Annotated in this window: 28 protein-coding genes and 1 riboswitch; of the genes, 17 read left to right on the plus strand and 11 right to left on the minus strand. The window is 70.4% G+C overall.

The window, feature by feature from the left end:
- The first annotated feature begins 89 nt into the window (after window positions 1-89).
- Together recO and ACFQ4H_RS17540 are read left to right on the plus strand one after the other, a co-directional pair.
- The gene (gene recO, locus ACFQ4H_RS17535; RefSeq protein ID WP_377572049.1) at window positions 90-929 is read left to right on the plus strand and encodes a DNA repair protein RecO; all 840 of its coding nucleotides are present in this window, start codon (window positions 90-92) and stop codon (window positions 927-929) included.
- A 23-nt stretch (window positions 930-952) separates the two neighbouring features.
- Window positions 953-1,780 (plus strand): isoprenyl transferase, encoded by an 828-nt coding sequence (locus ACFQ4H_RS17540; RefSeq protein ID WP_377572050.1) that lies wholly within the window; start codon window positions 953-955, stop codon window positions 1,778-1,780.
- Here ACFQ4H_RS17540 and ACFQ4H_RS17545 read toward each other — a convergent pair.
- Window positions 1,766-2,167, minus strand: coding sequence for a VOC family protein (locus ACFQ4H_RS17545; protein ID WP_377572051.1), 402 nt, complete (start codon window positions 2,165-2,167; stop codon window positions 1,766-1,768). The genes ACFQ4H_RS17540 and ACFQ4H_RS17545 overlap by 15 nt on opposite strands.
- 310 nt (window positions 2,168-2,477) lie before the next feature.
- On the opposite strand from ACFQ4H_RS17545, the gene ACFQ4H_RS17550 reads away from it, so the two are divergent.
- A complete protein-coding gene (locus ACFQ4H_RS17550; protein WP_377572052.1) occupies window positions 2,478-2,732 on the plus strand; it encodes a hypothetical protein in 255 nt (84 codons plus the stop codon).
- Between the two features lie 79 nt (window positions 2,733-2,811).
- Here the strand turns inward: ACFQ4H_RS17550 and ACFQ4H_RS17555 are convergent, their stop codons facing one another.
- Window positions 2,812-3,204 (minus strand): VOC family protein, encoded by a 393-nt coding sequence (locus ACFQ4H_RS17555; RefSeq protein ID WP_377572053.1) that lies wholly within the window; start codon window positions 3,202-3,204, stop codon window positions 2,812-2,814.
- Between the two features lie 17 nt (window positions 3,205-3,221).
- Window positions 3,222-3,920 carry a hypothetical protein gene (locus ACFQ4H_RS17560; protein ID WP_377572054.1) on the minus strand — a complete coding sequence of 233 codons (699 nt, stop codon included), beginning with the start codon at window positions 3,918-3,920 and terminating at the stop codon, window positions 3,222-3,224.
- A 177-nt stretch (window positions 3,921-4,097) separates the two neighbouring features.
- Here ACFQ4H_RS17560 and ACFQ4H_RS17565 point away from each other — a divergent pair, with 177 nt between their 5' ends.
- The 7 genes from ACFQ4H_RS17565 (at window position 4,098) to ACFQ4H_RS17595 (ending at window position 11,864) form a co-directional block, all read left to right on the plus strand.
- Window positions 4,098-5,426 carry an efflux RND transporter periplasmic adaptor subunit gene (locus tag ACFQ4H_RS17565; RefSeq protein WP_377572055.1) on the plus strand — a complete coding sequence of 443 codons (1,329 nt, stop codon included), beginning with the start codon at window positions 4,098-4,100 and terminating at the stop codon, window positions 5,424-5,426.
- A gap of 89 nt (window positions 5,427-5,515) precedes the next feature.
- Entirely contained in the window at window positions 5,516-6,244 is a 729-nt protein-coding gene (locus ACFQ4H_RS17570; protein ID WP_377572056.1) for a response regulator transcription factor, read from the plus strand.
- Window positions 6,245-6,330: 86 nt separating this feature from the next.
- Window positions 6,331-7,908 (plus strand): sensor histidine kinase, encoded by a 1,578-nt coding sequence (locus ACFQ4H_RS17575; RefSeq protein ID WP_377572057.1) that lies wholly within the window; start codon window positions 6,331-6,333, stop codon window positions 7,906-7,908.
- A gap of 41 nt (window positions 7,909-7,949) precedes the next feature.
- Entirely contained in the window at window positions 7,950-9,188 is a 1,239-nt protein-coding gene (locus tag ACFQ4H_RS17580) for an efflux RND transporter periplasmic adaptor subunit (RefSeq protein WP_377572058.1), read from the plus strand.
- Window positions 9,185-9,982 carry an ABC transporter ATP-binding protein gene (locus ACFQ4H_RS17585; RefSeq protein WP_377572059.1) on the plus strand — a complete coding sequence of 266 codons (798 nt, stop codon included), beginning with the start codon at window positions 9,185-9,187 and terminating at the stop codon, window positions 9,980-9,982. Before ACFQ4H_RS17580 ends, ACFQ4H_RS17585 begins: the two co-directional genes overlap by 4 nt.
- On the plus strand, window positions 9,979-11,244 hold the full coding sequence (locus ACFQ4H_RS17590) for an ABC transporter permease (protein WP_377572060.1): 1,266 nt from the start codon (window positions 9,979-9,981) through the stop codon (window positions 11,242-11,244). Before ACFQ4H_RS17585 ends, ACFQ4H_RS17590 begins: the two co-directional genes overlap by 4 nt.
- Before the next feature lie 14 nt (window positions 11,245-11,258).
- Entirely contained in the window at window positions 11,259-11,864 is a 606-nt protein-coding gene (locus ACFQ4H_RS17595) for a hypothetical protein (protein WP_377572061.1), read from the plus strand.
- On the opposite strand, the gene ACFQ4H_RS17600 is transcribed toward ACFQ4H_RS17595, so the two are convergent.
- Window positions 11,845-12,252, minus strand: a complete 408-nt coding sequence (locus tag ACFQ4H_RS17600; RefSeq protein WP_377572062.1) for a winged helix-turn-helix transcriptional regulator — start codon at window positions 12,250-12,252, stop codon at window positions 11,845-11,847. The genes ACFQ4H_RS17595 and ACFQ4H_RS17600 overlap by 20 nt on opposite strands.
- Before the next feature lie 105 nt (window positions 12,253-12,357).
- Between ACFQ4H_RS17600 and ACFQ4H_RS17605 the strand changes: the two genes are divergently transcribed.
- On the plus strand, window positions 12,358-13,089 hold the full coding sequence (locus ACFQ4H_RS17605; protein WP_377572063.1) for an NAD(P)-dependent oxidoreductase: 732 nt from the start codon (window positions 12,358-12,360) through the stop codon (window positions 13,087-13,089).
- A 137-nt stretch (window positions 13,090-13,226) separates the two neighbouring features.
- Here the strand turns inward: ACFQ4H_RS17605 and ACFQ4H_RS17610 are convergent, their stop codons facing one another.
- The 3 genes from ACFQ4H_RS17610 to ACFQ4H_RS17620 all read right to left on the minus strand — a co-directional run bounded on the left by ACFQ4H_RS17610 (window position 13,227) and on the right by ACFQ4H_RS17620 (window position 16,223).
- Entirely contained in the window at window positions 13,227-14,030 is an 804-nt protein-coding gene (locus ACFQ4H_RS17610) for an energy-coupling factor transporter transmembrane component T family protein (protein WP_377572064.1), read from the minus strand.
- Window positions 14,027-15,544 (minus strand): ABC transporter ATP-binding protein, encoded by a 1,518-nt coding sequence (locus tag ACFQ4H_RS17615; protein ID WP_377572065.1) that lies wholly within the window; start codon window positions 15,542-15,544, stop codon window positions 14,027-14,029. Before ACFQ4H_RS17615 ends, ACFQ4H_RS17610 begins: the two co-directional genes overlap by 4 nt.
- Window positions 15,545-15,632: 88 nt before the next feature.
- A complete protein-coding gene (locus ACFQ4H_RS17620; RefSeq protein ID WP_377572066.1) occupies window positions 15,633-16,223 on the minus strand; it encodes an ECF transporter S component in 591 nt (196 codons plus the stop codon).
- Between the two features lie 77 nt (window positions 16,224-16,300).
- Window positions 16,301-16,406: riboswitch (TPP riboswitch) on the minus strand.
- Window positions 16,407-16,582: 176 nt separating this feature from the next.
- Here ACFQ4H_RS17620 and ACFQ4H_RS17625 point away from each other — a divergent pair.
- On the plus strand, window positions 16,583-17,740 hold the full coding sequence (locus ACFQ4H_RS17625) for a permease (protein ID WP_377572067.1): 1,158 nt from the start codon (window positions 16,583-16,585) through the stop codon (window positions 17,738-17,740).
- Window positions 17,741-17,855: 115 nt separating this feature from the next.
- Window positions 17,856-18,617: a TIGR03943 family putative permease subunit gene (locus ACFQ4H_RS17630; RefSeq protein ID WP_377572068.1), complete on the plus strand. Its 762-nt coding sequence runs from the start codon at window positions 17,856-17,858 to the stop codon at window positions 18,615-18,617.
- Between the two features lie 122 nt (window positions 18,618-18,739).
- On the opposite strand, the gene ACFQ4H_RS17635 is transcribed toward ACFQ4H_RS17630, so the two are convergent.
- Complete coding sequence (locus tag ACFQ4H_RS17635) at window positions 18,740-19,135, minus strand: VOC family protein (RefSeq protein WP_377572069.1); 396 nt, start codon at window positions 19,133-19,135, stop codon at window positions 18,740-18,742.
- A 320-nt stretch (window positions 19,136-19,455) separates the two neighbouring features.
- Between ACFQ4H_RS17635 and ACFQ4H_RS17640 the strand changes: the two genes are divergently transcribed.
- The 4 genes from ACFQ4H_RS17640 to ACFQ4H_RS17655 all read left to right on the plus strand — a co-directional run bounded on the left by ACFQ4H_RS17640 (window position 19,456) and on the right by ACFQ4H_RS17655 (window position 22,219).
- The gene (locus tag ACFQ4H_RS17640) at window positions 19,456-19,599 is read left to right on the plus strand and encodes a hypothetical protein (protein ID WP_377572070.1); all 144 of its coding nucleotides are present in this window, start codon (window positions 19,456-19,458) and stop codon (window positions 19,597-19,599) included.
- A 23-nt stretch (window positions 19,600-19,622) separates the two neighbouring features.
- The gene (locus ACFQ4H_RS17645) at window positions 19,623-20,666 is read left to right on the plus strand and encodes a P1 family peptidase (protein WP_377572071.1); all 1,044 of its coding nucleotides are present in this window, start codon (window positions 19,623-19,625) and stop codon (window positions 20,664-20,666) included.
- A 171-nt stretch (window positions 20,667-20,837) separates the two neighbouring features.
- Window positions 20,838-21,587: a sugar isomerase domain-containing protein gene (locus ACFQ4H_RS17650; protein WP_377572072.1), complete on the plus strand. Its 750-nt coding sequence runs from the start codon at window positions 20,838-20,840 to the stop codon at window positions 21,585-21,587.
- 119 nt (window positions 21,588-21,706) lie between these two features.
- Entirely contained in the window at window positions 21,707-22,219 is a 513-nt protein-coding gene (locus ACFQ4H_RS17655) for a DUF6328 family protein (protein WP_377572073.1), read from the plus strand.
- A gap of 144 nt (window positions 22,220-22,363) precedes the next feature.
- Here the strand turns inward: ACFQ4H_RS17655 and ACFQ4H_RS17660 are convergent, their stop codons facing one another.
- The 3 genes from ACFQ4H_RS17660 to ACFQ4H_RS17670 form a co-directional block, all read right to left on the minus strand.
- The gene (locus ACFQ4H_RS17660; protein WP_377572103.1) at window positions 22,364-23,086 is read right to left on the minus strand and encodes a helical backbone metal receptor; all 723 of its coding nucleotides are present in this window, start codon (window positions 23,084-23,086) and stop codon (window positions 22,364-22,366) included.
- Window positions 23,087-23,288: 202 nt separating this feature from the next.
- The gene (locus tag ACFQ4H_RS17665) at window positions 23,289-23,774 is read right to left on the minus strand and encodes a hypothetical protein (protein WP_377572074.1); all 486 of its coding nucleotides are present in this window, start codon (window positions 23,772-23,774) and stop codon (window positions 23,289-23,291) included.
- 71 nt (window positions 23,775-23,845) lie between these two features.
- A complete protein-coding gene (locus ACFQ4H_RS17670) occupies window positions 23,846-24,895 on the minus strand; it encodes a peptidase (protein ID WP_377572075.1) in 1,050 nt (349 codons plus the stop codon).

A 24,895-nucleotide genomic window follows, 5' to 3' on the forward strand; every position in this document is an offset into this window, starting at 1 on the left:
CCGGTGTCGAACCCTGGGCGAACCCTGAGAAGGATCAGGGACACCCCCGGGGATGCACGGGGTGATCTGCCGGGAGGGAGAATGGGCGGATGCCCGGGTACCGCCGACAGCTCTACCGCGACGACGCGGTGGTGCTCCGCGTGCAGAAACTCGGTGAGTCCGACCGGATCATCACCCTGCTGACCCGTCGACACGGCCGGCTACGAGCCGTCGCCCGGGGAGTACGCCGTACCACGTCGCGGTTCGGGGCCCGGCTGGAGCCGTTCGGGCACGTGGACCTGCAACTTGCCGGTGACCCGCAGGGCAACGTCGGCAGCTCCCTGCACACCGTCAGCCAGGTCGAGGGCATCGAACTGTACGGCAAGCGCTTCCTCGGCGACTATCCCCGCTACACGTCGGCCAGCGCCATCGCCGAGACCGCCGAGCGACTCACCCCGGTCGAACGGGAGCCGTCGCTGCGGCTCTTCCAGCTCACCCTGGGCGCGATGCGGGCGCTGGCGGACGGCAGCCACGCCAGCACCCTGGTACTCGACGCGTACCTGCTGCGCGGCATGGCACTGGCGGGTTGGGCGCCGGCGCTCGTCACCTGCGCGGTCTGCGGCACACCGGGACGGCACCGGGCGTTCTCCGTACCGGCCGGGGGTTGTGTCTGTTCGGACTGCCGGCCACCCGGCGCGGCCCATCCGGCACCGGCCACCATCGACCTGATGTCGGCCCTGACCTCGGGAGACTGGCGGATCGCCGATGCCGCCGAGCCGACCGTACGTCGGGAGTGCAGCGGGCTGGTGGCGGCTCACCTGCAATGGCATCTGGAGCGCGGGTTACGCTCCCTGCCGCTGGTCGATCGGGACGGTCCGCCCACGGGTCGGCCGGTCAGTCCGCCGACCACCGTCCGACCCGGGAACGCCGGTGGCGGAGCGACGGCGTGAGTTCGCGCGAGGGGAAAAACAGCATGATCCGATCGATGGTCGGCGGTGGCTGGAAGCGACAGCCCACCGCGCCGACGCCACATCCGTCCGGTGCGCGGCCACCGGCCCTGCCAGCCGACGCCCTGCCCCGACACGTCGCCGTGGTCATGGACGGCAACGGCCGGTGGGCCAAGCAACGTGGCCTGCCCCGGACGAAGGGACACGAGGCGGGGGAGTTCTCCCTCTTCGACACCATCGAGGGTGCGATCGAGCTGGGCATCCCCTACCTGTCGGCGTACGCCTTCTCCACCGAGAACTGGCGGCGCTCGCCGGACGAGGTGCGCTTCCTGATGGGCTTCAACCGGGACGTGATCCGCCGTCGCCGGGACCAGTTGGTCGACCTGGGCGTACGCGTCGTCTGGTCCGGTCGGGCCGGCCGACTCTGGAAGAGTGTCATCTCCGAGTTGCAGACCGCGGAGGAGATGTCGAAGCGTAACTCCACGCTGACGTTGCAGTTCTGCGTGAACTACGGCGGGCAGGCGGAGATCGCCGACGCCGCTGCCGCTATCGCCCGGGACGTGGCAGCGGGCAAGGTGGACCCGGAGAAGGTCAACGAGAAGATGATCGCCCGGTACCTCTACCACCCCGAGGTACCCGAAGTGGACCTCTTCCTGCGACCCTCCGGGGAGCAGCGGATCTCCAACTTCCTACTGTGGCAGAGCGCGTACGCGGAGCTGGTCTACCTGGACACCCTCTGGCCCGACTTCGACCGTCGCCACCTGTGGTACGCCTGCGAGCTGTACGCGCAGCGCGACCGTCGGTTCGGTGGAGCCCTGCCCAACCCGGTCGCCCCGCCGTCAGCCGGGCAGTGATCCACTGTTGCTGGGTACCGCGATCTCGATCAGGTTCCGGTCGGGGTCGCGGACGTAGACGCTGTCGATCGGTCCGGTCGCCCCGCTGCGTCGTACCGGTCCGGACTCGATCGGGACGCCCTCCCCGGCGAGGTGGGCCAACACCTGGGCCAGGGGAACGGTGGCGATGAAACAGAGATCGCCGCTGCCGGCCGTGGGCCGGCTGGCCCTGGGCGTGAACTCATGTCCGACCTGATGCAGGTTGATCTTCTGGTTGCCGAACCGTAGGGCGCGGCGGTCGTCACCGAAACTGGTCGCCCGCATGCCCAGGACCCGGGTGTAGAAGTCGACGGTACGGTCCAGATCGGCGACCGTGAGGACGAGATGGTCCAGATGACTGATCCGCACTCCTCGTAGGTACTACGGAAACCGGTCCCGGGTGTGGTGTTGCCTACTTCCAACACCGATGCCGAGAAAACCGGATGCGGTCACGGGAGGGTGCTGCCTATCCTTGGCCCTATGCGTAACTGACGCCCTTCTCCAGTGTGTGCCGGCCCCCGTCGAGTGCGGCCGTGCACCCGGGCGTCCGCACCTTCCCGTTCACCGGTCCTGGTGGCCCCACCAGCGCGGTGACTCCTCGGTACGACGAGACGCCCGGTAGATCCCTATCCAGCGATCCGTCGTCACCGGCGGGTCCCAACAGATCAGGAGACACCGGATGGCTGCCAAGCGAAAGTCCAGGACGACCCCCGGGAACACCGGAGCCGGGTCGAGCATCAGCGCCTCCAGGCTGGAACTGCCGGAGGTGAAGCTGCCGGTACCGGTCGACCTACCGGGTTCCGGCGGCGAACCCACTGCCCAGCGATCCGTGCCGAAGGCCGGTCCACCCCTGCGGGGCCGGGGCGGATTCCCCGGATCGGTACGGGGGCCGAACGCCGGCCGGAACCGTCAGTACGCGTTCCGGCGTAGCTGAGTCGGGACTGGTGGCTGCCACGTCACTCCCGATCGTGGCACCGCGCCCGCCGCACGGCCCGTTCCCCGGCTGTCGGCGATCAGGCGGGACCGACCAGGTCCCACCGGTTGCCGGCGATGTCGAGGAAGACGGCGACGCGCCCGTAGGGTTCGGTGCGCGGCGGGGTCACGAAGGTGACGTCGGCAGCCACCATCCGCTCATGACTGGCGTCGAAGTCGTCGACCTGGAGGAAGAAGCCGACCCGGCCGGCGACCTGGTCACCCACGATCGCGGTCTGCCGTTCGCCATCGGCGCGGGCCAGCAGGATGCCGGTCTCGGCGCCTGGCGGCCGGACGACGACCCACCGCTTCGGGCGACCGTCGTTGGTCAGTGACGGGGAGTCCTCGACCAACTCGAAGCCCAGGACGTCGACGAAGAACGCGATTGCCGGGTCGTACTCGGCAACGACGATGGTGAAGAGAGCGACTCGCACCGCCCGAGCCTAGACGGCTAGTTGCTGGCCCCGGCGGAAGGTGCGGGGCTGAGCACCTGGCACGCCTTGAGCGCCTCGGCGACCGTAGGATCCGCGGTGTTCAGACCGGCGGTGAGCCGTACGCCGCGATCCGACAGACAGTTGGCGTAGGCGGTGCCGGCCCCAGGCTGGCCGCCGCCGTTCTGCCCGTTGTCGCCGTTCTGCCCGTTGTCGCCGTTCGGGCCGCCGCCGTTCTGGCCCCGACCCGGGCCACCGGTCGGCAGCACCGATCGGCAGGCGTCCTGCGCCTTCTGCCAGGTCGCGTCGTCGACCCCCTCCGGACGTAGGTTGCCGAAGCCCCCTCCGGGACCGCCGGGACCGCCACCGCCCGGTCGGCCGGAGGCTCCCGGCGACGGGGCGCCGGACGGCCGTCCCGAGGGGAAACCGGGCGGTGCTCCGGAGCCGTCGGGACGTGGGCCGCCGGACGGACGACCCGCCGTACCGTCGGGACGCGGACCACCGGACGGTCGTCCGGTGGGGAGATTGTCGGGTACGTCGATGCCCTGCTCCTTCAGACACTTCACGTACGCGGCGAGGCCGCTGGTTCCGTCGCCACCGCCGTCGGCGTCGTTGCCGCCGCTGTTGTCCGACCCACCACAGCCCGCCGTGAAGACCAGTAGAGCGGAGACTGCCGTCAGGCCCAGCATCCATCGCGTACGCCGGTCACGCACCGCCACCGAAACCTCCTCCGAGTGTTCGCCCCGGAAAGCCGCGCCGGAGACCGACACATGCCACCCGAAACACCTCCAGGCCAGATCAGGCGAAGCTCGAAACAACCTCGGAATCCGGACTCCCAGGCAACTCCGAGGTGCGGCTGAGTGAATTGCGAGGCTGGACGATGACACTCGCCCCCCATGGGTATTGGCCTGGGTGCGCCACGTTGGCTGACGGGGAATCGGCGGGCGCGATGGATGGTGGCGGGGGCGGCCGGGGCGGTCGTGCTGCTGGTCTCGGCGACCGGGTACGCCCTGACCCGTACGGAACCGGTGCCGGTCGGGTCGAACCCGGTCGTCCGGGTAGACCGGGGGGAGGTCACCCTGGCGGTGGCGACGACCGGGGTGTTGCAGCCGGCACAGACCCGTAGTCTCGGGTTCCGGGCGGCGGGCAGGGTCACCGAGATCCGGGTGCGGGCCGGCGACGAGGTCAGTTCGGGTCAGGTGCTGGCGCTGATCGACGCCAGCGCCGCGCAGGAGCGGGTGGACTCCGCGCGGGAGGCGCTCGGCAAGGCCGAGGCGGACCTGGTCAAGGCCGGGAAGGCCGCGAACGGCGGGGACCAGTCAGGTGGTGAGTGCGCCACTGGCGCCACCGGGGGTACCGGCGGTACCGGGGGCGGTCTGGCGGGCACGACAGCCATCGGCACCGCCACCACGATGTCCAACGCCACGGCCACCACGATGTCCAACGCCACGGCCACCACGACGGCGAGCCCGAGCACCGGCCCGTCCGGTCAACCAGGTCAATCTGCCCAACCTGATCAGTCGGGTCGACCAGGTCAGTCGAGCAAGCCGGGCGGTGACACCGGCCAGAACTGTGCCGGCCGTACCGGTCAGTCGGGCGGCAGCGGCACGGATGCCGTACTGCGGGCGCAGCAGAAGGTGACCGCGGCCAAGCTGACCCTCGCGGAGGCGGAGGACACGCTGGCCGGCACCACGATCACCGCACCGATCCGGGGCAGGGTGCTCACCGTGGCGGGCGTCGTCGGCAGCACCGTTGGTAGTGGCAGTGCGTTCATCACCCTCGGGGACGTCGCCGGTATGGCGGTCTCGGCGAGTTTCCCGGAGGCGGATGCCGGCCAGTTGGCCACCGGTCTCGCCGCGACCGTGACGCTGGCCGACCGGCCGGGGGAGGAGTTCGCGGCCAGGGTCACCCAGGTCGATCCGGTCGGCACCGTCACCGGCCAGATGGTCCGGTACGGCGTCCTGGTCAACTTCGACCAGGTTCCGGCGGACGTCCTGGTCGGACAGAGCGCCAACGTACGCGTCAGAATCAAGTCGGTGTCGGGTGTGCTGCGGGTGCCGTCTCCGGCGGTGCGGGTCGGTGCCGAACCAGCCACCGGGACCGTACTGGTCCGCACCCGTGACGGCGATGAACAGCGCCAGGTCACCATCGGCCAGCGTGGCGACCAGTACCTCGAAGTCACCTTCGGCCTGAGCGAAGGCGACGAAATCGTCGCCAGTTGGTGATACCCAGCTGAACCATATGAGATTCCTAGCTGGCTCCCAGCCGGTTCCGATAGGGATGTTCGCGGAAGCCGAGGGGGAGGGGCTGGCGGATGCGGCAACAGGTGGGCGAGCCGACCCGACGGCCGACCAGGGTGCTGGTGGTGGACGACGAGCCCAACATCTGCGCGCTGCTGTCGGCGACACTGCGGCTGATCGACTTCGACGTACGGATCGCGTACGGCGGGTACGCGGCCCTCGCCGCCGCCGCCGAGTTCGAGCCGGACCTCGTCGTACTCGACGTCATGATGCCCGACCTCGACGGGTTCCAGGTGGCTCGGCGACTGCGGGCCGAGCCGGCCCGGCAGTCCGTACCGGTGCTCTTCCTCACCGCCCGGGACGCGGTGGAGGACCGCATCTCCGGGCTGACCGTCGGTGCCGACGACTACGTCACGAAACCGTTCAGCCTGGAAGAGGTGGTACTGCGGATCCGTGCCATCCTGCGGCGCAGCCGGGTCGAGCCGGCCAGCGCGGTGCTCAGCTACGCCGACCTGGAACTGGACGAGGACGCCCACGAGGTACGCCGGGGCGGCCGGCTGGTCGACCTGTCGCCCACCGAGTTCAACCTGCTGCGCTACCTCCTCGTCAACGCCGGCCGGGTGGTCAGCAAGGCGCAGATCCTGGACCGGGTGTGGAGTTACGACTTCGGCGGTGACGGGCGGATCGTCGAGTCGTACGTCTACTACCTGCGCAAGAAGATCGACCGGTGGGATCCGCCGCTGATCCACACCGTACGCGGATTCGGCTACGCGCTGCGGTTGCCCCGAACGGCCGACGAGTGACCGGGCGGCTGCGAAGGCTGGTGCCCCGCCGGCTGCGCATGCCGTCATCCCGCCGGTTGCGCGTGCCGTTACCCCGTTGGTTGCGTGTGCCGTTACCCCGCCGCTGGGGTCACTGGACCCTGCGTTCGCGGCTGGTGGTGGTGATCGTCGCGCTGGCCTCGGTTGCGTTGATCGCCGCCAACGTGGCCGGGTTGGTGCTGCTGCGCTCGTATCTCGTCGAACGGGTCGACGAGCAGTTGAAGCGGGTGATCCGGCCGTACACCGGCAGCATGCCCCCGGACTTCGGGCTGATCACCCCCCGCGCCAACCGTCCGCCGGGCGGCGGTCCGGGACAGGCCGTACTGCTCCTACACCCCGACGGCACCGTACTGTCCCGGACGACCTGGCCCGACGAACTCTCCCCGCCGGACCTGGGCGGTTTCGCCGAGTTGAGCCACCGGGCCGACGAACGACGCCCGTTCACGGTCAGGTCCCGGGACGGGGACAGCAACTGGCGGGTGCTCGTCGAACGTACCGACAGCGGCGGGCTGGTAGCGCTGGCGCATTCCCTGCGCGACGTCGACGCGACCTCGGACGGGCTGCTGCTGATCGACGGGGCGGTGCTGCTGCTGGTGGTGCTGGTGCTCGGCCTCACCTCGGCGTCGATGGTGCGGATCGGACTGCGTCCACTCACCCGGATGGAGACGATCTCCGCAGAGATCACCGCGGGGGACCTGTCCCGTCGGGTCGAGGAGACCGATCCACACACCGAACCCGGCCGGCTCGGCATCGCGTTGAACACGATGCTTGACCGGATCGGTGCCGAGATGGCCGCACGTACCACCTCTGAGCAGCGGCTACGCCAGTTCGTCGCGGATGCCTCGCACGAGTTGCGTACGCCGCTCACCTCGATCCGGGGGTTCGCCGAGCTCTACCGTCGTGGCGGTGCGCCACCCGGGCCGCTGCTGGACGAGACGATGGGGCGGATCGAGGGCGAGGCGGCCCGGATGGGTGAACTGGTCGAGGATCTGCTGCTGCTGGCCCGGCTGGACCTGCAACGCCCGATCCGACACCGCCCGGTGGACCTGCTGGCGATCGCAGCGGACACGATCCGGGACGCGTACGCCCGGATGCCGGACCGGCCGGTCCGGCTGGCCGGGTTCGGCCCAGACGACGGCGGGTTCGAGCCGGTCACCGTGCTCGGCGACGAGCACCGGCTCCGCCAGGTGGCGACGAACCTGGTCTCCAACGCGCTGCGGCACACGCCGTCCGGGACCCGCATCACGGTACGGGTGGGTCGGTCGGCAGCGACCACGGTGCGGACGAAACCAGTGACGGTCGCCGATGACCAGTTCGGGTGGACGGACCGTGCCGGCGGGCTGGCGGTACTGGAGGTCGAGGACGATGGTCCGGGCATTCCGGCCGAGCACGCCGACCGGATCTTCGAGCGGCTCTACCGGGTCGACCCGAGCCGTACGCGTAGTCCCGGCGTCGGGTCCGGGCTCGGTCTGTCCATCGTGGCGGCGATCGTGCAGGGGCACGGTGGCCGGGTCGAACTGGTCACCGGCGAAGGACGGGGTTCGGTGTTCCGGGTTCTGCTGCCGACCGGGCGGCAGCGCAGCGTCCCGCCGTCCCACGACGACCAGGTCGACGGCGGGTCCGGTTCCCAGCGGGCTCTGAGGTAACCCCGGGCCTGCTCCGAGCCGGCCCGGGCAGGCTGGCGAACATGCCTGTGCGACGTCTGCTCTCAGCGCGCCGCCCATTGGTGATCGTCAACGCCGTACTCGGCCTGGCGATCGTCGGAGGTGGGGTGTGGGCCTACGCATCATTCGTTCGACCCGAGTCGAGTTCCGCGGCGGACAGTGGTGCGACCCGTGCCATCGCGGTGGCGCAGGGCACGGTGACCGCCACCGTCTCCGCATCCGGGACGGTACGAAGTGCCTCGACCGCCAGCGCGGCCTTCGTCACCTCCGGCACGGTCACCGAGATCAGGGTCAAGGTGGGTGATGTGGTCGGCAAGGGCGCGGTGCTGGCCAAGGTCGATCCGACGGTGGCGAACCGACGACTCGAAGCGGCCCGGGCGGACCTGGTCGCGGCCCGGGCGGCGCTCGGTCGGGCAGAGTCGGCAGGCGGGGACACCAGCACCGCCGAAGCCCAGGTGACCAGCGCCAGGCTGGCGGTCACCGAGGCCGAGGATGCGGTGGACGGGACCGTGTTGACGGCTCCGATGGCCGGTACGGTGGTTGCCGTCAACGGCAGCGTCGGGGGTTCCTCCGGCGGTGGATCGGGCACCTCGGGTGGGTCGTCCAGCGGCGGCGGCAGCCAGGGCGGTGGATCCTCCGGCGGTAGCCAGGCCGGCGGATCCTCGGGCGGATCCTCCGGTGGCTTCATCGAACTGGCCGACCTGACGAAGCTGGAGATCTCCGCGTCGGTCGCCGAGACCGACGCCACCAAGCTGAAGGTCGACCAGGCGGCGACGGTGAGCTGGAACGCACTCGCCGGGGTGACCGCCACCGCCAGGCTCGTCTCGATCGACCCCAACGCCAGCACGGTGAACAACGTCGTCACCTATGGCGTGGTGTTCAGCCTGGACACCCTGCCAAACGGCGTACGGGCCGGTCAGACCGTCCAGGTGTCGGTGACCGTCGGCCGGGTGGAGAACGTCGTCTACGTCAACTCGGCGGCGCTGACCACGACCGGGAACCGGCACACCGTCACCGTGCTGACGAATGGCCAGCAGGAGACCCGGTCGGTGCAGGTCGGCCTGATCGGGGACCAGACAGTGGAGATCAAGTCCGGTCTTCAGGTCGGCGAACAGGTGGTCCTGAAGTCCTCGTCCACCACGGGTGGAGGAACCGGAGGGCAGCCCGGTGGCGGCGGGCAGCCGGGCGGTGGCTTCCCCGGGGGCGGTGGCCTGCCCGGTGGCGGCCAGCCCGGCGGTGGCGTGCGAGGGGGCGGGCGATGACCTCCCGGATCGGACCTGGCCCGTCGGCCGACCGGCTCGCCCCCGAACGTCCGGTGCTCGACGTCCGCCGGCTCACCAAGGTGTACGGCGAGGGCGAGGCTGCGGTGCATGCGCTGCGTGGCGTCTCCGCTGTCGTCGAGCGCGGTGACTACGTAGCGATCATGGGATCGTCGGGCTCCGGCAAGTCCACGCTGATGAACATTCTCGGCTGCCTGGACGTGCCGAGCAGCGGGCAGTACCTGCTGGACGGGCTGGACGTCAGCCGGCTCAACGACCGGCAGTTGGCGCTGGTCCGGAACCGGCGGATCGGCTTCGTCTTCCAGTCGTTCAACCTGATCGCCCGTACCAGCGCGGTGGCCAACGTCGAGCTGCCGCTGGCGTACGCCGGGGTGAAGGGCGCCGAACGGCGTCGGCGGGCGATGGCCGCGCTGGACCTGGTCGGCCTGGCTGGCCGGGCCGACCATGAGCCCAATCAGCTCTCCGGTGGCCAGCAACAGCGGGTGGCGGTGGCCCGGGCCCTGGTGACCGAGCCCGCCCTGGTGCTGGCCGACGAGCCCACCGGGAACCTGGACAGCAGGTCCACCGCGGACGTGTTGGCGATCTTCGACGAGCTGAACGCCGCCGGTCGTACCATCGTCCTGATCACCCACGAGACGGAGGTGGGAGACCGTGCGAAGCGCCTGATCAAGCTCTTCGACGGGCAGATCTCCTCCGACGTACGCCAGGACGGGACGGGACGGCACACGGTCCGGCTGGCCGACCGCCCGACCATGCGGTTGGAGCGGATCCCGTGAGCTTCTTCGAGATCCTGCGGTTCGCCGTCCGGGGAGTGACCGCCAACAAGCTGCGCTCGGCGTTGACGATGCTCGGCGTCCTGATCGGAGTCGGGGCGGTGATCCTGCTGGTCGCGGTGGGCAACGGCTCGGCCAAGCAGATCACCGACCGGATCGCCGCGCTGGGCACCAACACGATCACCGTGCAGAGCACGTCCCGTGGCGGCAGCAGCAGTACCGCGATCACCGTCGAGATCGCCAGGGCACTGAAGGATCCGGTACTGGCACCGGACGTGAAGTCCGTGTCCCCGGTGGTCAACACGTCGACGACCATCACGTACCAGGGGGCCGACCATTCGGTCCAGCAGTTCCTCGGCACCTACCCGACGTACTTCGCGGCGTCGAACACGCCCGTCGGTCGGGGAGCGGCCTTCAGCGAGGCCGATGTGGACCAGGGCCGGCGGGTGGTGGTGATCGGGCAGACCGTCGCGGAGGAACTGTTCCCCGACACCGACCCGATCGGCAAGGAGGTGACCGCCGGTGGCGCGCTCTTCACCGTGGTCGGAGTCCTACGGGAGAAGAGTTCCTCGTCCGGGTTCCAGGATGCCAACGACGTGGTCGTTGCGCCGTTGACCGCCGTGCAACAGACCCTGACCGGGTACGGCGCGGTCAGCTCGGTCATCGTCGAGGCAACCAGCTCGGCCCGGGTCTCCACCGCCGAGGCACAGGTAGCGATGATCCTCGACCAGCGGCTCCGGGTCTCCACGACCGGTTCGGGAAGCAGGGTCGGATCGGGTGCCGGATCGGCTGGCCGAGTCGGCTCGGGAAGCGGGTCGGGCTCCTCGCCGTACCGGATCCAGAACGCGGCGCAGCTGTTGGAGACCCAGACCGAGACGGCCCAGACCTTCACCGTGCTGCTCGGCGCGGTGGCCGGCATCAGCCTGCTGGTCGGCGGCATCGGGATTACCAACATCATGCTGGTCACGGTGACCGAACGGACCCGGGAGATCGGCATCCGCAAGGCGCTGGGCGCGCCGCGTCGGGTGATCCTCACCCAGTTCCTGGCCGAGGCGACCATGCTGAGCCTGATCGGCGGCGGGCTGGGCGTGGTGGCTGCCCTGGTCGGCAGCCAGTTCACCATCGTCGGCGTCAAGCCGGTCATCGTCCCGAGCTCGGTCGTGCTGGCACTGGGTGTCTCCGTCGCGATCGGACTCTTCTTCGGCAGTGTTCCGGCCAGCCGGGCCGCCGGCCTTCGGCCGATCGACGCCCTACGCTACGAATGATCTCGGGGAACGACATGACGGAGACAGTTGAGTGGGACCGCCGGGCACCGGAGGTTCCGGGTGACCCCGACGGCGACGGGCTGGCCACGCAGATCGCTGCCGCAGCCGGCCGGCGCTGGTGGAACAGGTGGACGCTCTGCCTGGGGGCGATGGTGCTCCTGCTGGCCGGCTTCATGATCGGCGTACAGGTGCAGAAGTCGTACGGCGAACCGGCTGCCCCAGCCGGTCGGACCGCCACCGGCCCGGGCCAGCGCGGTGGTACGGGACAGGGTGGCTTCCCGGGCGGCGCCGGCCAGCCCAGCGGTGCACCCGGTGCCGGCCAGCCCGGTGCCGGCCAGCCCGGTGGCGGCCAGCCCGGTGGCGGTCTCCGTCCGACGGGAGCGGCCACCGGCACGACGTCGACCACGACCGGCACGGTCAAGCTGGTGGATGGCACGACCATCTACCTACAGACCGCCGACGGGACCGTGGTCACGGTCCGGACCGGTACGGACACCACGGTCAGGATCGCCAGGGACGGCACCCTGAAGGAACTCCGGGTCGGTGATCAGGTCACCGTCGAGGGGTCGGGTACGGCGGGTACCGTCACCGCGACCACCGTCACCGGTCAGGAGAAGTGACGGGTGGGACCGGCTGCCCGGTGAGCCCGGCCTCGTACGCCTGCCTGGCGTCGAGCAGTGTCGGGAGGTGCGCCCTGCTCCACGTACGGGCCGCGTCGATGAGCGTCAGCAGGGTTCGGCCCAGCGGGGTCAGTTCGTACTCGACGCGCGGAGGGTTCTCCGGGTAGGCGGTCCGCACCACCAGACCGTCCCGCTCCATCGCCCGCAGGGTCTCGCTGAGGACCTTCGAGGTAATGCCGCGGAGCGGCACCTTGATTTCGTTGAATCGCCGCCGACCGTGTTCGAGACAGAGCACGATCATTCCGGTCCACTTGTCACCGATCTGGATCGGCAGCGCGCTGGACGGGCACAGCGGGTCGAACATGTCGGGGTCCAACTCCGGCAGCACGCGCCCGAGGCTAGCCCAGGTACCGTTGAAGTAACCAGGCTCTCGTGAATACCGTCCCTGCCCGAGTGAGTCCCACCAGCGGGTCACCAGCAGGGAGCAGGGAAAATGAGCAGCATCGCCATCTTCGGAGCCGGTGGCCGGGCCGGCCGGGCCATCACCACCGAGGCACGCAGTCGGGGGCACCAGGTCACCGCCGTGGTCCGCGATCCAGGTAGGTATCCCGACCTCGCGGGAGACGGCATCCAGGTCGCGGCGGGCGACGTACGGGACGTACGGGTGACGTCCTCGATCGCGCGGGACCACCAGGCCATCGTCGTCGCCGTGACCCCGGCGTCCGGACCGGAGGCCCTCGCCGATCTCGGCCAACTCGATGGACGGTTCTTCGTCGACGGTGTCGACGCGCTGCTCCAAGGCGTCGAACGTCAGAGGGTCGAACGCCAGGAGGCCGAACTCCAGGGCCTCGAGGGTCAGGGGGTCGAGGGGACCGGGGTGAGCCGGCTCGTCCTCATCGGCCTCTTCGCCAACCTCGTGGATGAGCAGGGGCGCATGGTGCTGGACGACCCCGAGGCGTTCCCCAGCCAGCTCCGGCCCTTCGCGCTCGCGCACACGGCGGGTCTGGAGCGGCTCCGGGCGGCGGACACCACGGCCGACTGGCTCATGCTCACCCCACCGGCGCTGCTGGATGTGACGGGTCCCCGGACCGGCCGGTACCGGGTCGGCGGTGAGACCCTGGTTCCCGGTGCGGACCGGCTGTCCTATGCCGACCTCGCGGTCGCCGTGATCGACGAGATCGAGACGCCCCGGCACCACCGTACCCGCGTCTCGGTGTTCGACTGACCGTCGTCGGTGCCGGCCTGCCCTTCGGGCAGGTCGTTCTCCGACCTGCCCGCTGCGCGGGCCATCGTCCGACCTGCCCCTCGTGTGGATCGTCGTCTCGACCTGCCCGTCGTCCGACCGGCCCGTTGCGCAGGCCGCTATCCGATCAGTGGCCGGAAGGTGCCCAGCGCGATGCTGACGCCCAGTGCCGCTCCGGCGGCCACCGCCGCCGCGACGACCAGCGCCGTGTCGGCTGACGTGAACCGTTGCCGGCGGGCGCTGGTACGGGGAACCCCGGCGTCGAAGCCACGGGCATCCATCGCGGTGGCCAACCGGGTGCCCCGCCGGATCGCGCCGACCAACAGGGCGAACGCGGTCGAAACGAACAGCCGTAGCTTCGCTACCGGATTGCGGCCGGCATCGACCCCACGCGCCCGCCGGGCCATGCTGATCATCTGCCATTCCGCCGAGAGCAGTGGGAGCAGCCGGAACGCGGCCAGGGCACCGATCGCGAAGCGGGGCGGTGTCCTGGCGTTCTGGATCAGGGCGTCGGCCAGATCGGTCGGATCGGTGGTGGCGAACACCATTATCCCGGGCAGGGCCACCGCGACCATGCGTAGCGCCAGGCCCAGGGCGGTGAGCAGTACGCCGCTGGTGACCACGATCGGCCCGACGGTGAGCAGGACCGGACCGGTACGTTCGGCGGCGAAGAGCACCATGGTGACCACGATGCCCAGCGCGCTGACCAGCACCGGCCAGACCCGACGGAGCAGCGCGCCGTAGCGGATGCCGAACAGCGGCAGGACGGCCAGCTCGATGGCGATGGCCACGGCGGGGGCGACCGGGTCGAGCGTGGCGACCAGTGTGAAGGAGAAGAGCAGGGCGGCGGCGAGCTTGGCGACCGGGTTGCGTCGGGCCAGCACACCGCTGCCGGTGGCAACCGGGATGGCGAGGCTGCTCACCGTACGGGCCTTTCGTTCGTCGTCCCGGCCGGCAGGGTCACGGTCCGATCGGCCAGCGCCGCGACGAAGTCGGCGTCGTGGGTGACGGTGACGATTCCGTGCCCGGCGTCGCGTAGCCCGGCCAGGAGGTCGACCAACTCGATCCAGGTACGCCGGTCCTGACCGAAGGTCGGCTCGTCCAGGACGAGCAGTCGGGGCGCGGTGGCCAGGGCGGTCGCGACGCTCAGTCGCCGTGCTTCACCCCCGGAGAGGGTGTACGGATTCGCCCTGGCCAGCCGATCCAGGCGTAGCCGGACCAGCAGATCGTCCACGATGGACTTCACCGCGTCCGGTGGTTGACCGGTCCGGCGTGGTCCCAGGGCCAGCTCGTCGAAGACCGTGGTGGCGACGAACTGGTGCTCCGGATCCTGGAAGACCGACCCGATCCGTCGGGTCAACACCGGTGCCCGCCAGCGGTGTGGCGCGGTACCCTCCCGTCCGGTCCGTGCCGGGCTGCCCGACTGACCGACCAGTGCCGGACCGGCCACCACCCGTCCGGTACCCGGTTTGAGTAGTCCGCCGAGCAGCAGGGCCAGGGTGGACTTGCCCACCCCGTTGGGCCCGAGTACGGCCAGCGCCTCGCCGGCGCGTACGTCGAGATCGGTCGCGCCCAGCCGGGGAGGCAGGCCGAGCCGTTCGGCGGTGAGCAGCACCTCCCCGGGGGTGGCTGCCGCCGCTCGGGGCGGCACCGCCCGACCGGGAACCCAGACTCCCGCCTCGGCCAGGGCCTCGCCGTGTACGGCGAAGACCGCCTCCGGTGGGCCGTCGGCGCGTACGCCCCCGCCCGGTTCCAGCACCACCACCCGGTCCACCAGCGGTAGCGCCTCGGCGACCCGGTGTTCGACCAGGACCAGGGTGGTGTTCCGGTCCATGGCAGCGTTCCGGTCCAGGGTGGTGTTCCGGTCCATGGCGACGTTCCCGTCCAGGGCGGCGGCCAGCGCCCCACGGACCAGGTCGGCCCCGGCCGGGTCGAGGTTGGCGGTGGGCTCGTCGAGCAGCAGCAGACCGGGACGCAGGGCCAGCACCCCGGCCAGTGCCAACCGCTGCTGCTCGCCGCCGGACAGCGCCGCCGTGGGACGGTCCCGGTGGTACGGGAAGCCGACCCGCCTTAGCGCCTCCTCCACCCGGGGCCAGATCTCGTCGGCCGGCACTCCCCGGTTCTCCAGCCCGAACGCGACGTCGTCCCCGGACCGGGCCATCACCAGTTGGGTGACCGGATCCTGGAAGACGATGCCGACCCGTTCCCGGGCCTTGCGCGGGTCCAAGCCGTCGATCTCGACCGTGCCGGCCTGTTCACCGGAGTCCTCCGCCAGCAGGCCGGCGAGCGCGGCCAGCAGGGTGCTCTTGCCGGCACCCGACGGGCCGAGCAGCAGCACCCGCTCGCCGTGCTCGATCCGCAGGTCGACGTCACGTACCGCCCAGGCCTTCCGACCGGCGTGCCGCCACCCGAACCCGCGCAACTCGACCACACTCATGCCTGTCCCTCCGCGTTGATCATGAAGTTATCGTCGGAATATCGGCGTTTTCCGGGTGATAACTTCATGATCAACCGGGATGGGTGGGCTAGATGGCGGTGCGTTCGCGGCCGGCGGGGAACCGGTCCAGCACCCCGGTCCCGGCCAGCGCCCGGGTCAGGGCCCAGCCGCCGATGCCGGCCACCAGGGCGGCGCTGACGATCGTGGCGAGGGCGTACGGAATCCGGTACGACCAGAGCGCGTACTCGGTGTTCCACACGAAGAAGTCGAACAGCGATGCGCTTAGCCCGGTCATCGCCCCGGCCAGCATGGCCGACGGCAGCTTGAACGAGCGGTAGCGCAGGGCGGCGAACGCCAGTTCGGCACCGAGGCCCTGGACCAGGCCCTGCGGAATGACCGTGCCACTCCACTGGGTGCCGAGCAGGGCGGAGACGATGGCGGCCACGGTCTCGGTGTACAGCGCCGCACCGGGCTTACGGATGATCAGCCCACCCAGCACCGCCGGCACCAACCAGATGCCGTAGAGCAGGGACTGTGCCGGTGGGAAGAAGGCGAACGCGGCATCGGTGGCGCTCCAGACGTAACCCCACGCCCAGAAGACGACGCCGAAGGCGACGGCGATGACCGATGCGACGACGACGTCGACCGTACGCCATCGGTGGTTGTCAGGCTGACTCATGATGTTGCCTCCCAGTCCCTTGAACGAACCAGGAGAAGACGCACGCCGCCATCCGGTGGGCCCGGACTGCGGCGCGGCTGGAGGTTCGACCGAACTCCCTGCGCTGGCATTACCCAGATCAGGTTCGAGGGTCTGCGGGTGTGACCCGCACTCTCAGCGCTGTGCGCTCCCCTGTCGGATGTGAAGTTGTTCCGCAGACGCTAGCACCAACCAGCCGAAGGGCACAGGGGCTCGGCTGGCCGGTGTGGTGGTGCCCACCCCGGTTCGGGTTAGGGTGAGCTGGCCGCCGCCACTAAGCAGAGGTCCACGCGAAACGTCGAGGGCCCACGCGGAACGTCGAGCGAAGGGACGAAACTGTTGTGACGGCCCCCGACCGTGCGGCCCCCGGTCGCACCCGGACGGGTGACGAGATCGACTGGACGATCCCGCCCGCTGGCACCTCCACAGAATCGACACCCGGCGTCCGGCCGGTTCGCGACGCTCCCGCAGCATCCACACCCGGCGGCGGGCCGGTTCGCGACACCCCCGACCCGGGGACACCTCGTCGTCGGCGGTCCGGCCGTGGTTGGGAGGACCGTTCGGTCGAGGTACTGGCGGCACTGCTGATCCTGCTGGTGATCTTCCGGGGACCACTGGGCAGCGCCATCTCCGATCCCCGGCTACAGACCTGGACCACGGTGTTTGTGTCCGTGATGGTGCAGGCCGTGCCGTTTCTCGTCTTCGGTGTCGTGCTCTCCGCCGTAATCGCGGTCTTCGTGCCCCGGTCCTTCTGGGCCCGGGCGTTGCCGCGTCACCCCGCGCTGGCCGTACCGGTGGCCAGCTGCGCCGGAGTCGTGCTGCCCGGCTGCGAGTGCGGATCGGTGCCGATCGCCGGATCGCTCATCCGCCGGGGCGTCACCCCGGCCGCCGCGCTGGCGTTCCTGCTGGCCGCCCCGGCGATCAACCCGATCGTGCTGGCCGCCACCGCGGTCGCCTTCCCGAACGATCCGGAGCTGGTCGCCGCCCGGGCCGGGGCCAGCCTGATCGTCGCCATGATTATGGGGTGGCTCTGGCTGCGACTCGGCCGCGCCGACTGGATCCGGCTGCCGTACCGGCCCGAACTCGACGGGCAGTCGAAGGGGCGGGCGTTCTGGGCCGCCGTACGACACGACGTCGTACACGCGGGAGGCTTTCTCGTCCTCGGCGCGATGGCCGCCGCCAGCATCAACGTGCTGGTGCCCGAGCGGTGGTTGCAGACGTTGGCCGACAACCCGGTGCTGTCGGTGCTGGCATTGGCCGTACTGGCGGTGCTGCTGTCGATCTGTTCCGAGGCGGATGCCTTCGTGGCCGCGTCGCTGTCGCAGTTCTCGTTGACCGCGCGGTTGACGTTCCTGGTCGTCGGGCCGATGGTCGATCTCAAGCTGATCTCCATGCAGGCCGGCGTCTTCGGGCGTCGGTTTGCCTTCCGGTTCGCGCCGACGACCTTCGTCGTCGCGGTCGGAGTCTCCGTCGGGGTGGGAGCACTGTTTCTGTCATGAGTGACCGCGGTGAGCACGTCATGAGCGACAGCGGTGAGCACGTCATGAGCGACCGCGGTGAGCGCCTCGTTAGCGACAGTGGTGGGTGCGTCATGAGCGAAGTGGTGGGTGCGGCGTGAACCGGCAGGCCCAGGCGGTCGTACTGCTGCTGCTCGGTGGCGCGGTGCTCAAGGCCAGCGTCACCGACATCTACCTGCGCTACGTCAAGGAGGGGCTGCGTCCGTTCCTGATCGCCGCCGGGATCCTGCTGGTGGTCGCCGCGGTGATGACCCTGGTGTACGACCTGCGGCAGCCCGTGTCGACCGCCACCGGAGATCCGGAAGGTGACGGACAAGAGCACGACCATGGACACGACCACGGACACGGGGGTAAGGGGCACCACGAGCCCCGGGTCGGTTGGCTGCTCATCCTGCCGGTGCTCGGGCTGTTGCTGATCACCCCGCCGGCCCTCGGGTCGTACGCCGTCGGGCAGGCCGGCACCGCCCTGTCCCGCCAGGAGATGTCGGACTATCCGCCGCTGCCGGAAGGTGACCCGGTGAAGATCAGCGTGCTCGACTACGCGTCGCGGGCGCTGTTCGAGAAGGGGGCGTCGATCGGTGACCGCCGGGTACGGATCACCGGCTTCATCGCCAGTGGGCCCGGTGGTGAGCCGATCCTGGCCCGGATGATCCTCTCCTGTTGCGCCGCCGACGGCCGCCCGATCAAACTCGGGATGGCCGGTGATCCGCCGACCGGACTGGCTGCGGACACCTGGGTGGAGGTGGTCGGGCGCTACGTCGACCGGACCGGTACCGACCCGGTCAACGGCGAGGACATCCCGTACATCCAGGTCGAGTCGTGGCAGCAGGTCGACGCCCCGAAGAACCCGTACGAGTAGGGTCGACGCCGCGTAGCGGAGTGGCTAAGCGGTAGCGCTGCCTGCGATCAGCGCCGGGACGTTATCGAGGCTCCTCGCCAACGTGACGGTCGCGGTGTGAACGAGAGTGGTCCGCCGGTGGCCTACTGCTGTGGTGCCAGGGTGCGTAGGACGCAGAACTCGTTGCCTTCGGGGTCTGCCATGACCGTCCAGTTCCGGTCTGGGCCCTGACCCACATCCGTCTTGGTGGCACCGAGGCCGAGCAGTCTGGTCACCTCGTCTTCGGTGCTGCCGTCGATCGGGCTGACGTCGAGGTGCAGCCGGTTCTTCACGGTCCTGTCCTCAGGTACCTGAATGAACAGCAGGGTGGGCGGCATCTGGCGGGCCCGAACATCCTCAACGGTCGGCACCCAGGATCCGATCTCGACCTTGCCCTCGCTCCGGTCGATCACCTTGAAGTCCAGGACCTCGCACCAGAAGGCCGCGAGCCTCTCCGGATCATGGCAATCGACGACCAACTCGGTAAACCTGCTTGTCATGGTCTTCCCCGATAAGTGCGGAAAGGACTCAGATTAGCGGCGTGCCGCCCGTTCGACCGCTTGGGGATTTTCCGGGCCGGCTGGTGTCGGCCCTTCGCTGGACCCGGTCCAGACTTCAGCCGGCGGGTCTACTTCTGACGACCGGGGCCAGCCGACCGCCGAGCGGCTTGCTCAGCTCAGCACCGTACCCCGGTGATCTCAGCACCGGTGCAGACCGACGCTGGCGTACGGCGGCGGTGGTGTCGGACCGTCCCCAACGAGGGCCGGGCTGGCCGAGGCCTGCTACTGGCGTCAGGTCTGGTGATCGTCCTGGAGCCGCGATGTTCATCGCCCACGGGCACGACCAGTACCGGGTGGACCGGGACGGTTGGCCGCGCCGTACGGTCGACGGCAGCCGGGCGGCCCACCGGGAACACGCGATGGCCACCTCCGAGGACGCTCCGGTGATCCGCACCGCTGCCTGAAGCCGACACCCGACAGGAGTTTGATGGACCAGCTCAGCCGCCGCGCCCGCGACCTCGGGATCGTCGTCGGGCCACTGCCCACCGGACGACACAACGCGATCACCGACGTCCCCGGGATCCTGGTCGGGCACACCACCATCGACGATGGTGCCGACCTGCACACCGGTGTCACCGCCGTCGTGCCGAGCCAACTTGGCCCCGGACGGTGGACCCTGCCGGCCGCCGTGTACACCGGCAACGGCTACGGGAAACTCGTCGGATCGACCCAGGTCGACGAACTCGGCGTACTGGAGTCTCCGATCGTCCTGACCGCCACGTTGTCCGTGTTCCGGGCCGCTGACGCGCTGCTGGGATACCTGATGGACCGCCGGCCGGCCGGCCTGTCGTTCAACCCGCTGGTCGGCGAGACCAACGATGGTCACCTCTCGGACATCCGTCGTCGTCCGGTCACCGAGGAACACGTGCTGTCCGCCATCGCCGGGGCAGCCGGCGGACCACCGGCGCAGGGGTGCGTCGGGGCCGGCACCGGCACCACGGCGCTCGGCTACAAGGCCGGCATCGGCACCTCGTCCAGGACGGTACGGACCGGCGACATCCCGGCGACGGTCGGTGCCCTCGTCCAGTCCAACTTCGGCGGGGTGCTGACCGCGCTCGGCGTCCCGCTGCCCGCCGACGAACTGGTCCCGGACACCGATCGGACCGAGCCGTCCGGCAACTCGTGCATGATCGTGGTGGCCACCGACGTGCCCCTGGACGCCCGGCAGCTCGGCCGGGTCGCCCGGCGGGCGGTCTTTGCGATGGGCCGGGTCGGGGCCTCCTACAGCAACGGCAGCGGCGACTATGCGATCGCGTTCAGCACGGCACGCCCGGACCAGCCGGCGATCCCCGACGGGGAGATCGACCCGGTCTTCGCCGCCGTCCTGGACTCGGTCGAGGAGGCACTGCTCAACTCGCTGTTCACCGCCGTCACCACCACCGGTGTGGGCGGTCGTACCAGTCACGCCGTTCCGCACGAAGCGGTGATCCAGCGGTTGTCCGCAGCCGGCCGCCTCGCGCCGCGAGCCTGACCACTGGCGGCGGACCATGGCCCCCGGCCAGATCCAGGAATCCGCTGCCAGGTGATCGGACCGGGGTGCGCTGGTCGGTGTCGCGGGTGCTCGTGTATGACGGATCTCGTCATCCCGTGGCCTCGGTGACGGGGCCGGGAAACAGCAGTACGAGTAGAGGTCGGAGGACGCATGACACTCAGCGCCGAGGGCTACCTTTCGGTCGTCACCGAGACGATGACCCGGGTCGCGACCGAGCAGCGGGACGCGGTACGCCAGGCCGCCGACCTGATCACCGCCACGTTGCGGGCCGATGGCGTGATCCACGCGTTCGGCACCGGACACTCCGAGGCGCTGGCGATGGAGATCGCCGGCCGGGCCGGGGGACTGGTCCCGACCAACCGGATCGCCCTGCGGGACGTGGTGCTCTACGGCGGCGAGCCGGCCAGCATCCTCGGCCCGACCCTGGAACGGGACCCGGCTGCCGTCAAGCGCCTCTACGAGCTGGCACCGGTGGCACCGCAGGACATCTTCGTGGTGGCCTCCAACTCCGGAGTCAACGGGTCGATCGTGGAGTTCGCCCTGCTGGTGAAGGAACGCGGCCACCGGCTGATCGCGATCACCTCCCGGGACCACTCGGCACGGGTCGACTCCCGGCACCCGTCCGGCCGCAAACTCTCCGAACTCGCCGACGTGGTGCTGGACAATGGGGCTCCGTACGGTGATGCGACCCTGCCCCTGCCCGGCGGCGGCGCGGTGGGTGCGGTGTCGTCGATCACCGCCGCTCTGCTGGCCCAGCAGATCGTGGTGGAGGTGGTGGCCCGGTTGGTCGACGCGGGGGAGACGCCCCCGGTCTACCTGTCGGCCAACATCCCGGCCGGCGACGCCCACAACAACGCGCTCGAAGCCCAGTACGCGGGCCGGATCCGGCGCGGCGCCTGAGTCGATCGACCGTCGCGTGCCGGTCGGTCGGCACCCACGTTTTACCGGTGGGCCGGGCGGGCAAACACGGCCCAGGCGGACCTGCGCCGCCCGAGCCGACCGGGAAGTGGAGGGGCAGCGTGTCCACGGAGACCGACCGGCAGCGGTGGCAGCGCAACTTCGCCGACCTGCTCCAGGAACTGCGGGTGGCGCAGACGGGTGTGCAGATCCTCTTCGCGTTCCTGCTGACGCTGCCGTTCAGCAGCGGGTTCGACAAGACGACGACCTTCCAGAAGGAGGTGTACGTCGTCGCGCTGCTGGCCGCAGCTGCCGCCACCGCACTGATCATCTCGCCGGTTGCCTTCCATCGGGCGCTGTTCCGGCAGGGACGTAAACCGGAGCTGGTCCGGTACGCACATCGCATGGCGACCGGTGGACTGACCTTCATGCTGGTGGCGATGGTCAGCTCGGTGCTGCTGGTTACCGACTTCGTGCTGCCCCGGCCGTTGGCGTTCGTACTCAGCGCGGTGACCGCGGTCTGGTTCCTGACCTTCTGGGCCGCGTTGCCGTTCGCCCGCCGGACCCGCTGGACCGATGACGAGGACGCGGAGGAGGGCGAGGCGAAGGATCCGGAGGTAGCCGCCGGCGACTGAGCCTGAGGGCGGGCCACCACCGACCGGACCGGCCACCACCGACCGGACCGGCCACCACCGACCGGACGGGCTGTCACCGACCGGGCCGGCTGTCATCGACCGGATGGACGGGGCTCTCACCGATCACCCTCACCGATCAGTGGACTACGCCGTCACGGTGCGGGCGAGCTGGGCGGCGAGAACCTGCGGGGCCTCGGCCAGGGACGGTCCGTACCAGGTCAGATGGCGACCCGAGACCAGCGCGCAGGCGATGCCGGGGAACGCCTCGGGCCCGTCGGTGGCGGTGAACCGGTACGGCTCGTCGGGCAACACGACGAGTTCGGGCGACAGACCGTGTACCTCGGCGAGGGACGGGCGGGGGTACCGCTCGTCGGATCCGGCGTACAGGTTGTGGACGCCCAACCGGCGCAGTACGTCGGAGGCGAAGGTGTCACCACCGGCCATCACCCAGGGCCGCCGCCAGACCGGCACCACGGCCCGGCGGGTCCGTGGCGGCGGTCCGACCGTGGACCAGGCGGTGCGGGCGGCGGACAGCCAGTCGGGTTCGCCCGGGGCACCGAGGTCGATCACCAGTGCGCCTAGTTCGTCCAGTGCGGCATCGACGGTACGGGGATAGGTGAGCCGTACCCGAACCCCGGCCGCCCGAAGTGCCTCGGCATCCGAGCGGCGGTTCTCCTCGACGTTCATGAGCACGGTGTCGGGTCGGAGAGCCAGCACGGCGGCCAGGTCGGGATACTTGCTGCCACCGACACGGGGTACGTCGAGTCCGGCGGGATGGGTGCAGTAGTCGGTCGCCCCGACCAGCAGCCCCGGCAGCGTCACCGCGACCGCCTCGGTCAGCGATGGCACCAACGACACCACCCGGATCATCGTCGCCTCCCTCCTCGATACTGGCCCGGCCCCTGTTCCAGCTGACCCGGGTTCCGGCCGGTCCTTGTTCCAACTGGTCCAGGTTTCGGCCGGTCCGGGTCACCCGGCCGCTGGGTTCCACCCGTCCGCTGATCCGGTCGGTCGATCCGGTCGGTTCTGCCCAGGCGGCCGAGCCGGCCTGGGCAGAACCGTAGTCGCATCAGGGGGCGGGGACGCCAGGTGCGGCACCGGCCCCGAAGGACCAACCCTCCACCGAACCCGGTGCCGGGTCGTAGCTGCTGGCACCGGAGGTGCTGTAGGACCAGGCACCGCCACTGGGGGCGTGCCAGTACGACCAGTACGCCGTCGCCGGTGGCGTGTTGACGCAGGGCTCGGTCGCCGACGTCGGCAGGCCGTTGATCCGGCAGACGAAGGCTAGGCCCCAGCGGGCGGTGCCGGTGACGGCGAAACCGGCACCCTGTAGCGCGGCGAGTCCGGTGGCCGGGTCACCCAGGGCGCAGCCGACCTGCACCCCGCCACCGAGCGCGGTGAAGTCGACCACGACGGTCACACCGGTCGTGCCGGTGCAGGCGGCAGCCTGCGCGGCGGGGGGTGCGGGATCGGCCGTGACCAGGCCGAACGCGATGAGGGCGGCGGCCAGCAGAGTGGCCAGTCGGCGGCGGACGGTCGGAACGGGCGGGTTCATGTCTTCTCCTCGGGACGGACTCGGACGGGTCACAGCCAGGCTTCGGCGATTCACTGCCGGACTCGGCCGGTTCACCAGCAGGCCAGGACCGGTACGGCCGGCGAGGCGTCGGCGGCCGTCAGGCTGGCGTATCCGGTGCCGGTCAGGCCGAGTACGGCCTGTGCGGTCGCCCGGGGAGCGGTGCCCGGGTCGAAGGCACCGCCGTCGTAGTCGACTGCGCCCCGGTCGGCGGTCCCACCGGCGCAGCCGACCTGCAACCCGACCAGGTACGTCCGGGCGCGTAGCCAGGCCAGCGGCTGACCACCGACGTGCAAAGCCTGGGCGGCCAGCCCGGTGCTGTTGGCGTTGGCCACCCCGGTGCCGTTGCGGAAGCTGCCATCCGTGGCCTGTGCCGAGACGAGCCAGTGCACGCCCGCCGCTGCGTCGGCGGTACGGCCGGCGGCGCGTAGCGCCTGTACCGCCAGCGCGGTCGCGTCCACGTCCGACTGGCAGACCGGCTGCTCCGGCAGCAGTGGATAGCCACCGTCGGCGCACCGGGTTTCGGCGAGGTAGCTCGCCGCCGTCCCGGGTACGCCGTCCGGCGTACGGGCCAGTGCCAGGATCGCGAACGACTGGCTGAACGTGTTGCTGTAGTCGCCCCAGGCGGAGCGGTCCGTGAACCGTCCGGTGGGTGCCTCCAGCGTACGGAGCCGGGCGACGAGGTCGACGCCGTTGACCGAGGTCGGGTCACCGCCGCGTACCTGGACGGCCAGCGTCAGCTTCGCGGTCGCACCGGCGTACGCCTCGGTGGTGCCGTCGCCGACGTAGCCGTCCCGGATCTCGGGCCGGGACACCCAGGCCAGCGCGGCGGCGCCCCGGTCGTCGGCGGTCCGGGCGGCGGCGAAGGCGAACACCGCATCCAGGGTCAGCCCCTGGTCCGGGTACGCGACTCCGTCGAAGACGACCTCGAAGCGTTCGCCGTCGACGAGTTGGCGGGCCAGCCAGCCGGCTGCCGCCCTGGATCGGTCCACGGTCGGCGGGGAACTGGTGGTGGCAGCGGTCGCACCGGTGGCGACCGTGAGGGCGGCGACAACGCCGCAGAACAGGGCGAGCAGGCGGTGCCGGCTCAGGCGGACAACCAT

Origin of the sequence: Micromonospora sonneratiae (assembly GCF_042679305.1) — a bacterium.
GTDB lineage: Bacteria > Actinomycetota > Actinomycetes > Mycobacteriales > Micromonosporaceae > Micromonospora_H > Micromonospora_H sonneratiae.

Excerpts from the sequence above, each read along its gene's own strand:
- recO (WP_377572049.1), top strand. The coding sequence starts at position 90 with ATGCCCGGGTACCGCCGACAGCTCTACCGCGACGACGCGGTGGTGCTC.
- ACFQ4H_RS17540 (WP_377572050.1), top strand. The coding sequence starts at position 953 with ATGATCCGATCGATGGTCGGCGGTGGCTGGAAGCGACAGCCCACCGCG.
- ACFQ4H_RS17550 (WP_377572052.1), top strand. The coding sequence starts at position 2,478 with ATGGCTGCCAAGCGAAAGTCCAGGACGACCCCCGGGAACACCGGAGCC.
- ACFQ4H_RS17565 (WP_377572055.1), top strand. The coding sequence starts at position 4,098 with ATGGGTATTGGCCTGGGTGCGCCACGTTGGCTGACGGGGAATCGGCGG.
- ACFQ4H_RS17570 (WP_377572056.1), top strand. The coding sequence starts at position 5,516 with ATGCGGCAACAGGTGGGCGAGCCGACCCGACGGCCGACCAGGGTGCTG.
- ACFQ4H_RS17580 (WP_377572058.1), top strand. The coding sequence starts at position 7,950 with ATGCCTGTGCGACGTCTGCTCTCAGCGCGCCGCCCATTGGTGATCGTC.
- ACFQ4H_RS17585 (WP_377572059.1), top strand. The coding sequence starts at position 9,185 with ATGACCTCCCGGATCGGACCTGGCCCGTCGGCCGACCGGCTCGCCCCC.
- ACFQ4H_RS17595 (WP_377572061.1), top strand. The coding sequence starts at position 11,259 with ATGACGGAGACAGTTGAGTGGGACCGCCGGGCACCGGAGGTTCCGGGT.
- ACFQ4H_RS17605 (WP_377572063.1), top strand. The coding sequence starts at position 12,358 with ATGAGCAGCATCGCCATCTTCGGAGCCGGTGGCCGGGCCGGCCGGGCC.
- ACFQ4H_RS17615 (WP_377572065.1), bottom strand. The coding sequence starts at position 15,544 with ATGAGTGTGGTCGAGTTGCGCGGGTTCGGGTGGCGGCACGCCGGTCGG.
- ACFQ4H_RS17620 (WP_377572066.1), bottom strand. The coding sequence starts at position 16,223 with ATGAGTCAGCCTGACAACCACCGATGGCGTACGGTCGACGTCGTCGTC.
- ACFQ4H_RS17635 (WP_377572069.1), bottom strand. The coding sequence starts at position 19,135 with ATGACAAGCAGGTTTACCGAGTTGGTCGTCGATTGCCATGATCCGGAG.
- ACFQ4H_RS17640 (WP_377572070.1), top strand. The coding sequence starts at position 19,456 with ATGTTCATCGCCCACGGGCACGACCAGTACCGGGTGGACCGGGACGGT.
- ACFQ4H_RS17645 (WP_377572071.1), top strand. The coding sequence starts at position 19,623 with ATGGACCAGCTCAGCCGCCGCGCCCGCGACCTCGGGATCGTCGTCGGG.
- ACFQ4H_RS17650 (WP_377572072.1), top strand. The coding sequence starts at position 20,838 with ATGACACTCAGCGCCGAGGGCTACCTTTCGGTCGTCACCGAGACGATG.
- ACFQ4H_RS17665 (WP_377572074.1), bottom strand. The coding sequence starts at position 23,774 with ATGAACCCGCCCGTTCCGACCGTCCGCCGCCGACTGGCCACTCTGCTG.
- ACFQ4H_RS17670 (WP_377572075.1), bottom strand. The coding sequence starts at position 24,895 with ATGGTTGTCCGCCTGAGCCGGCACCGCCTGCTCGCCCTGTTCTGCGGC.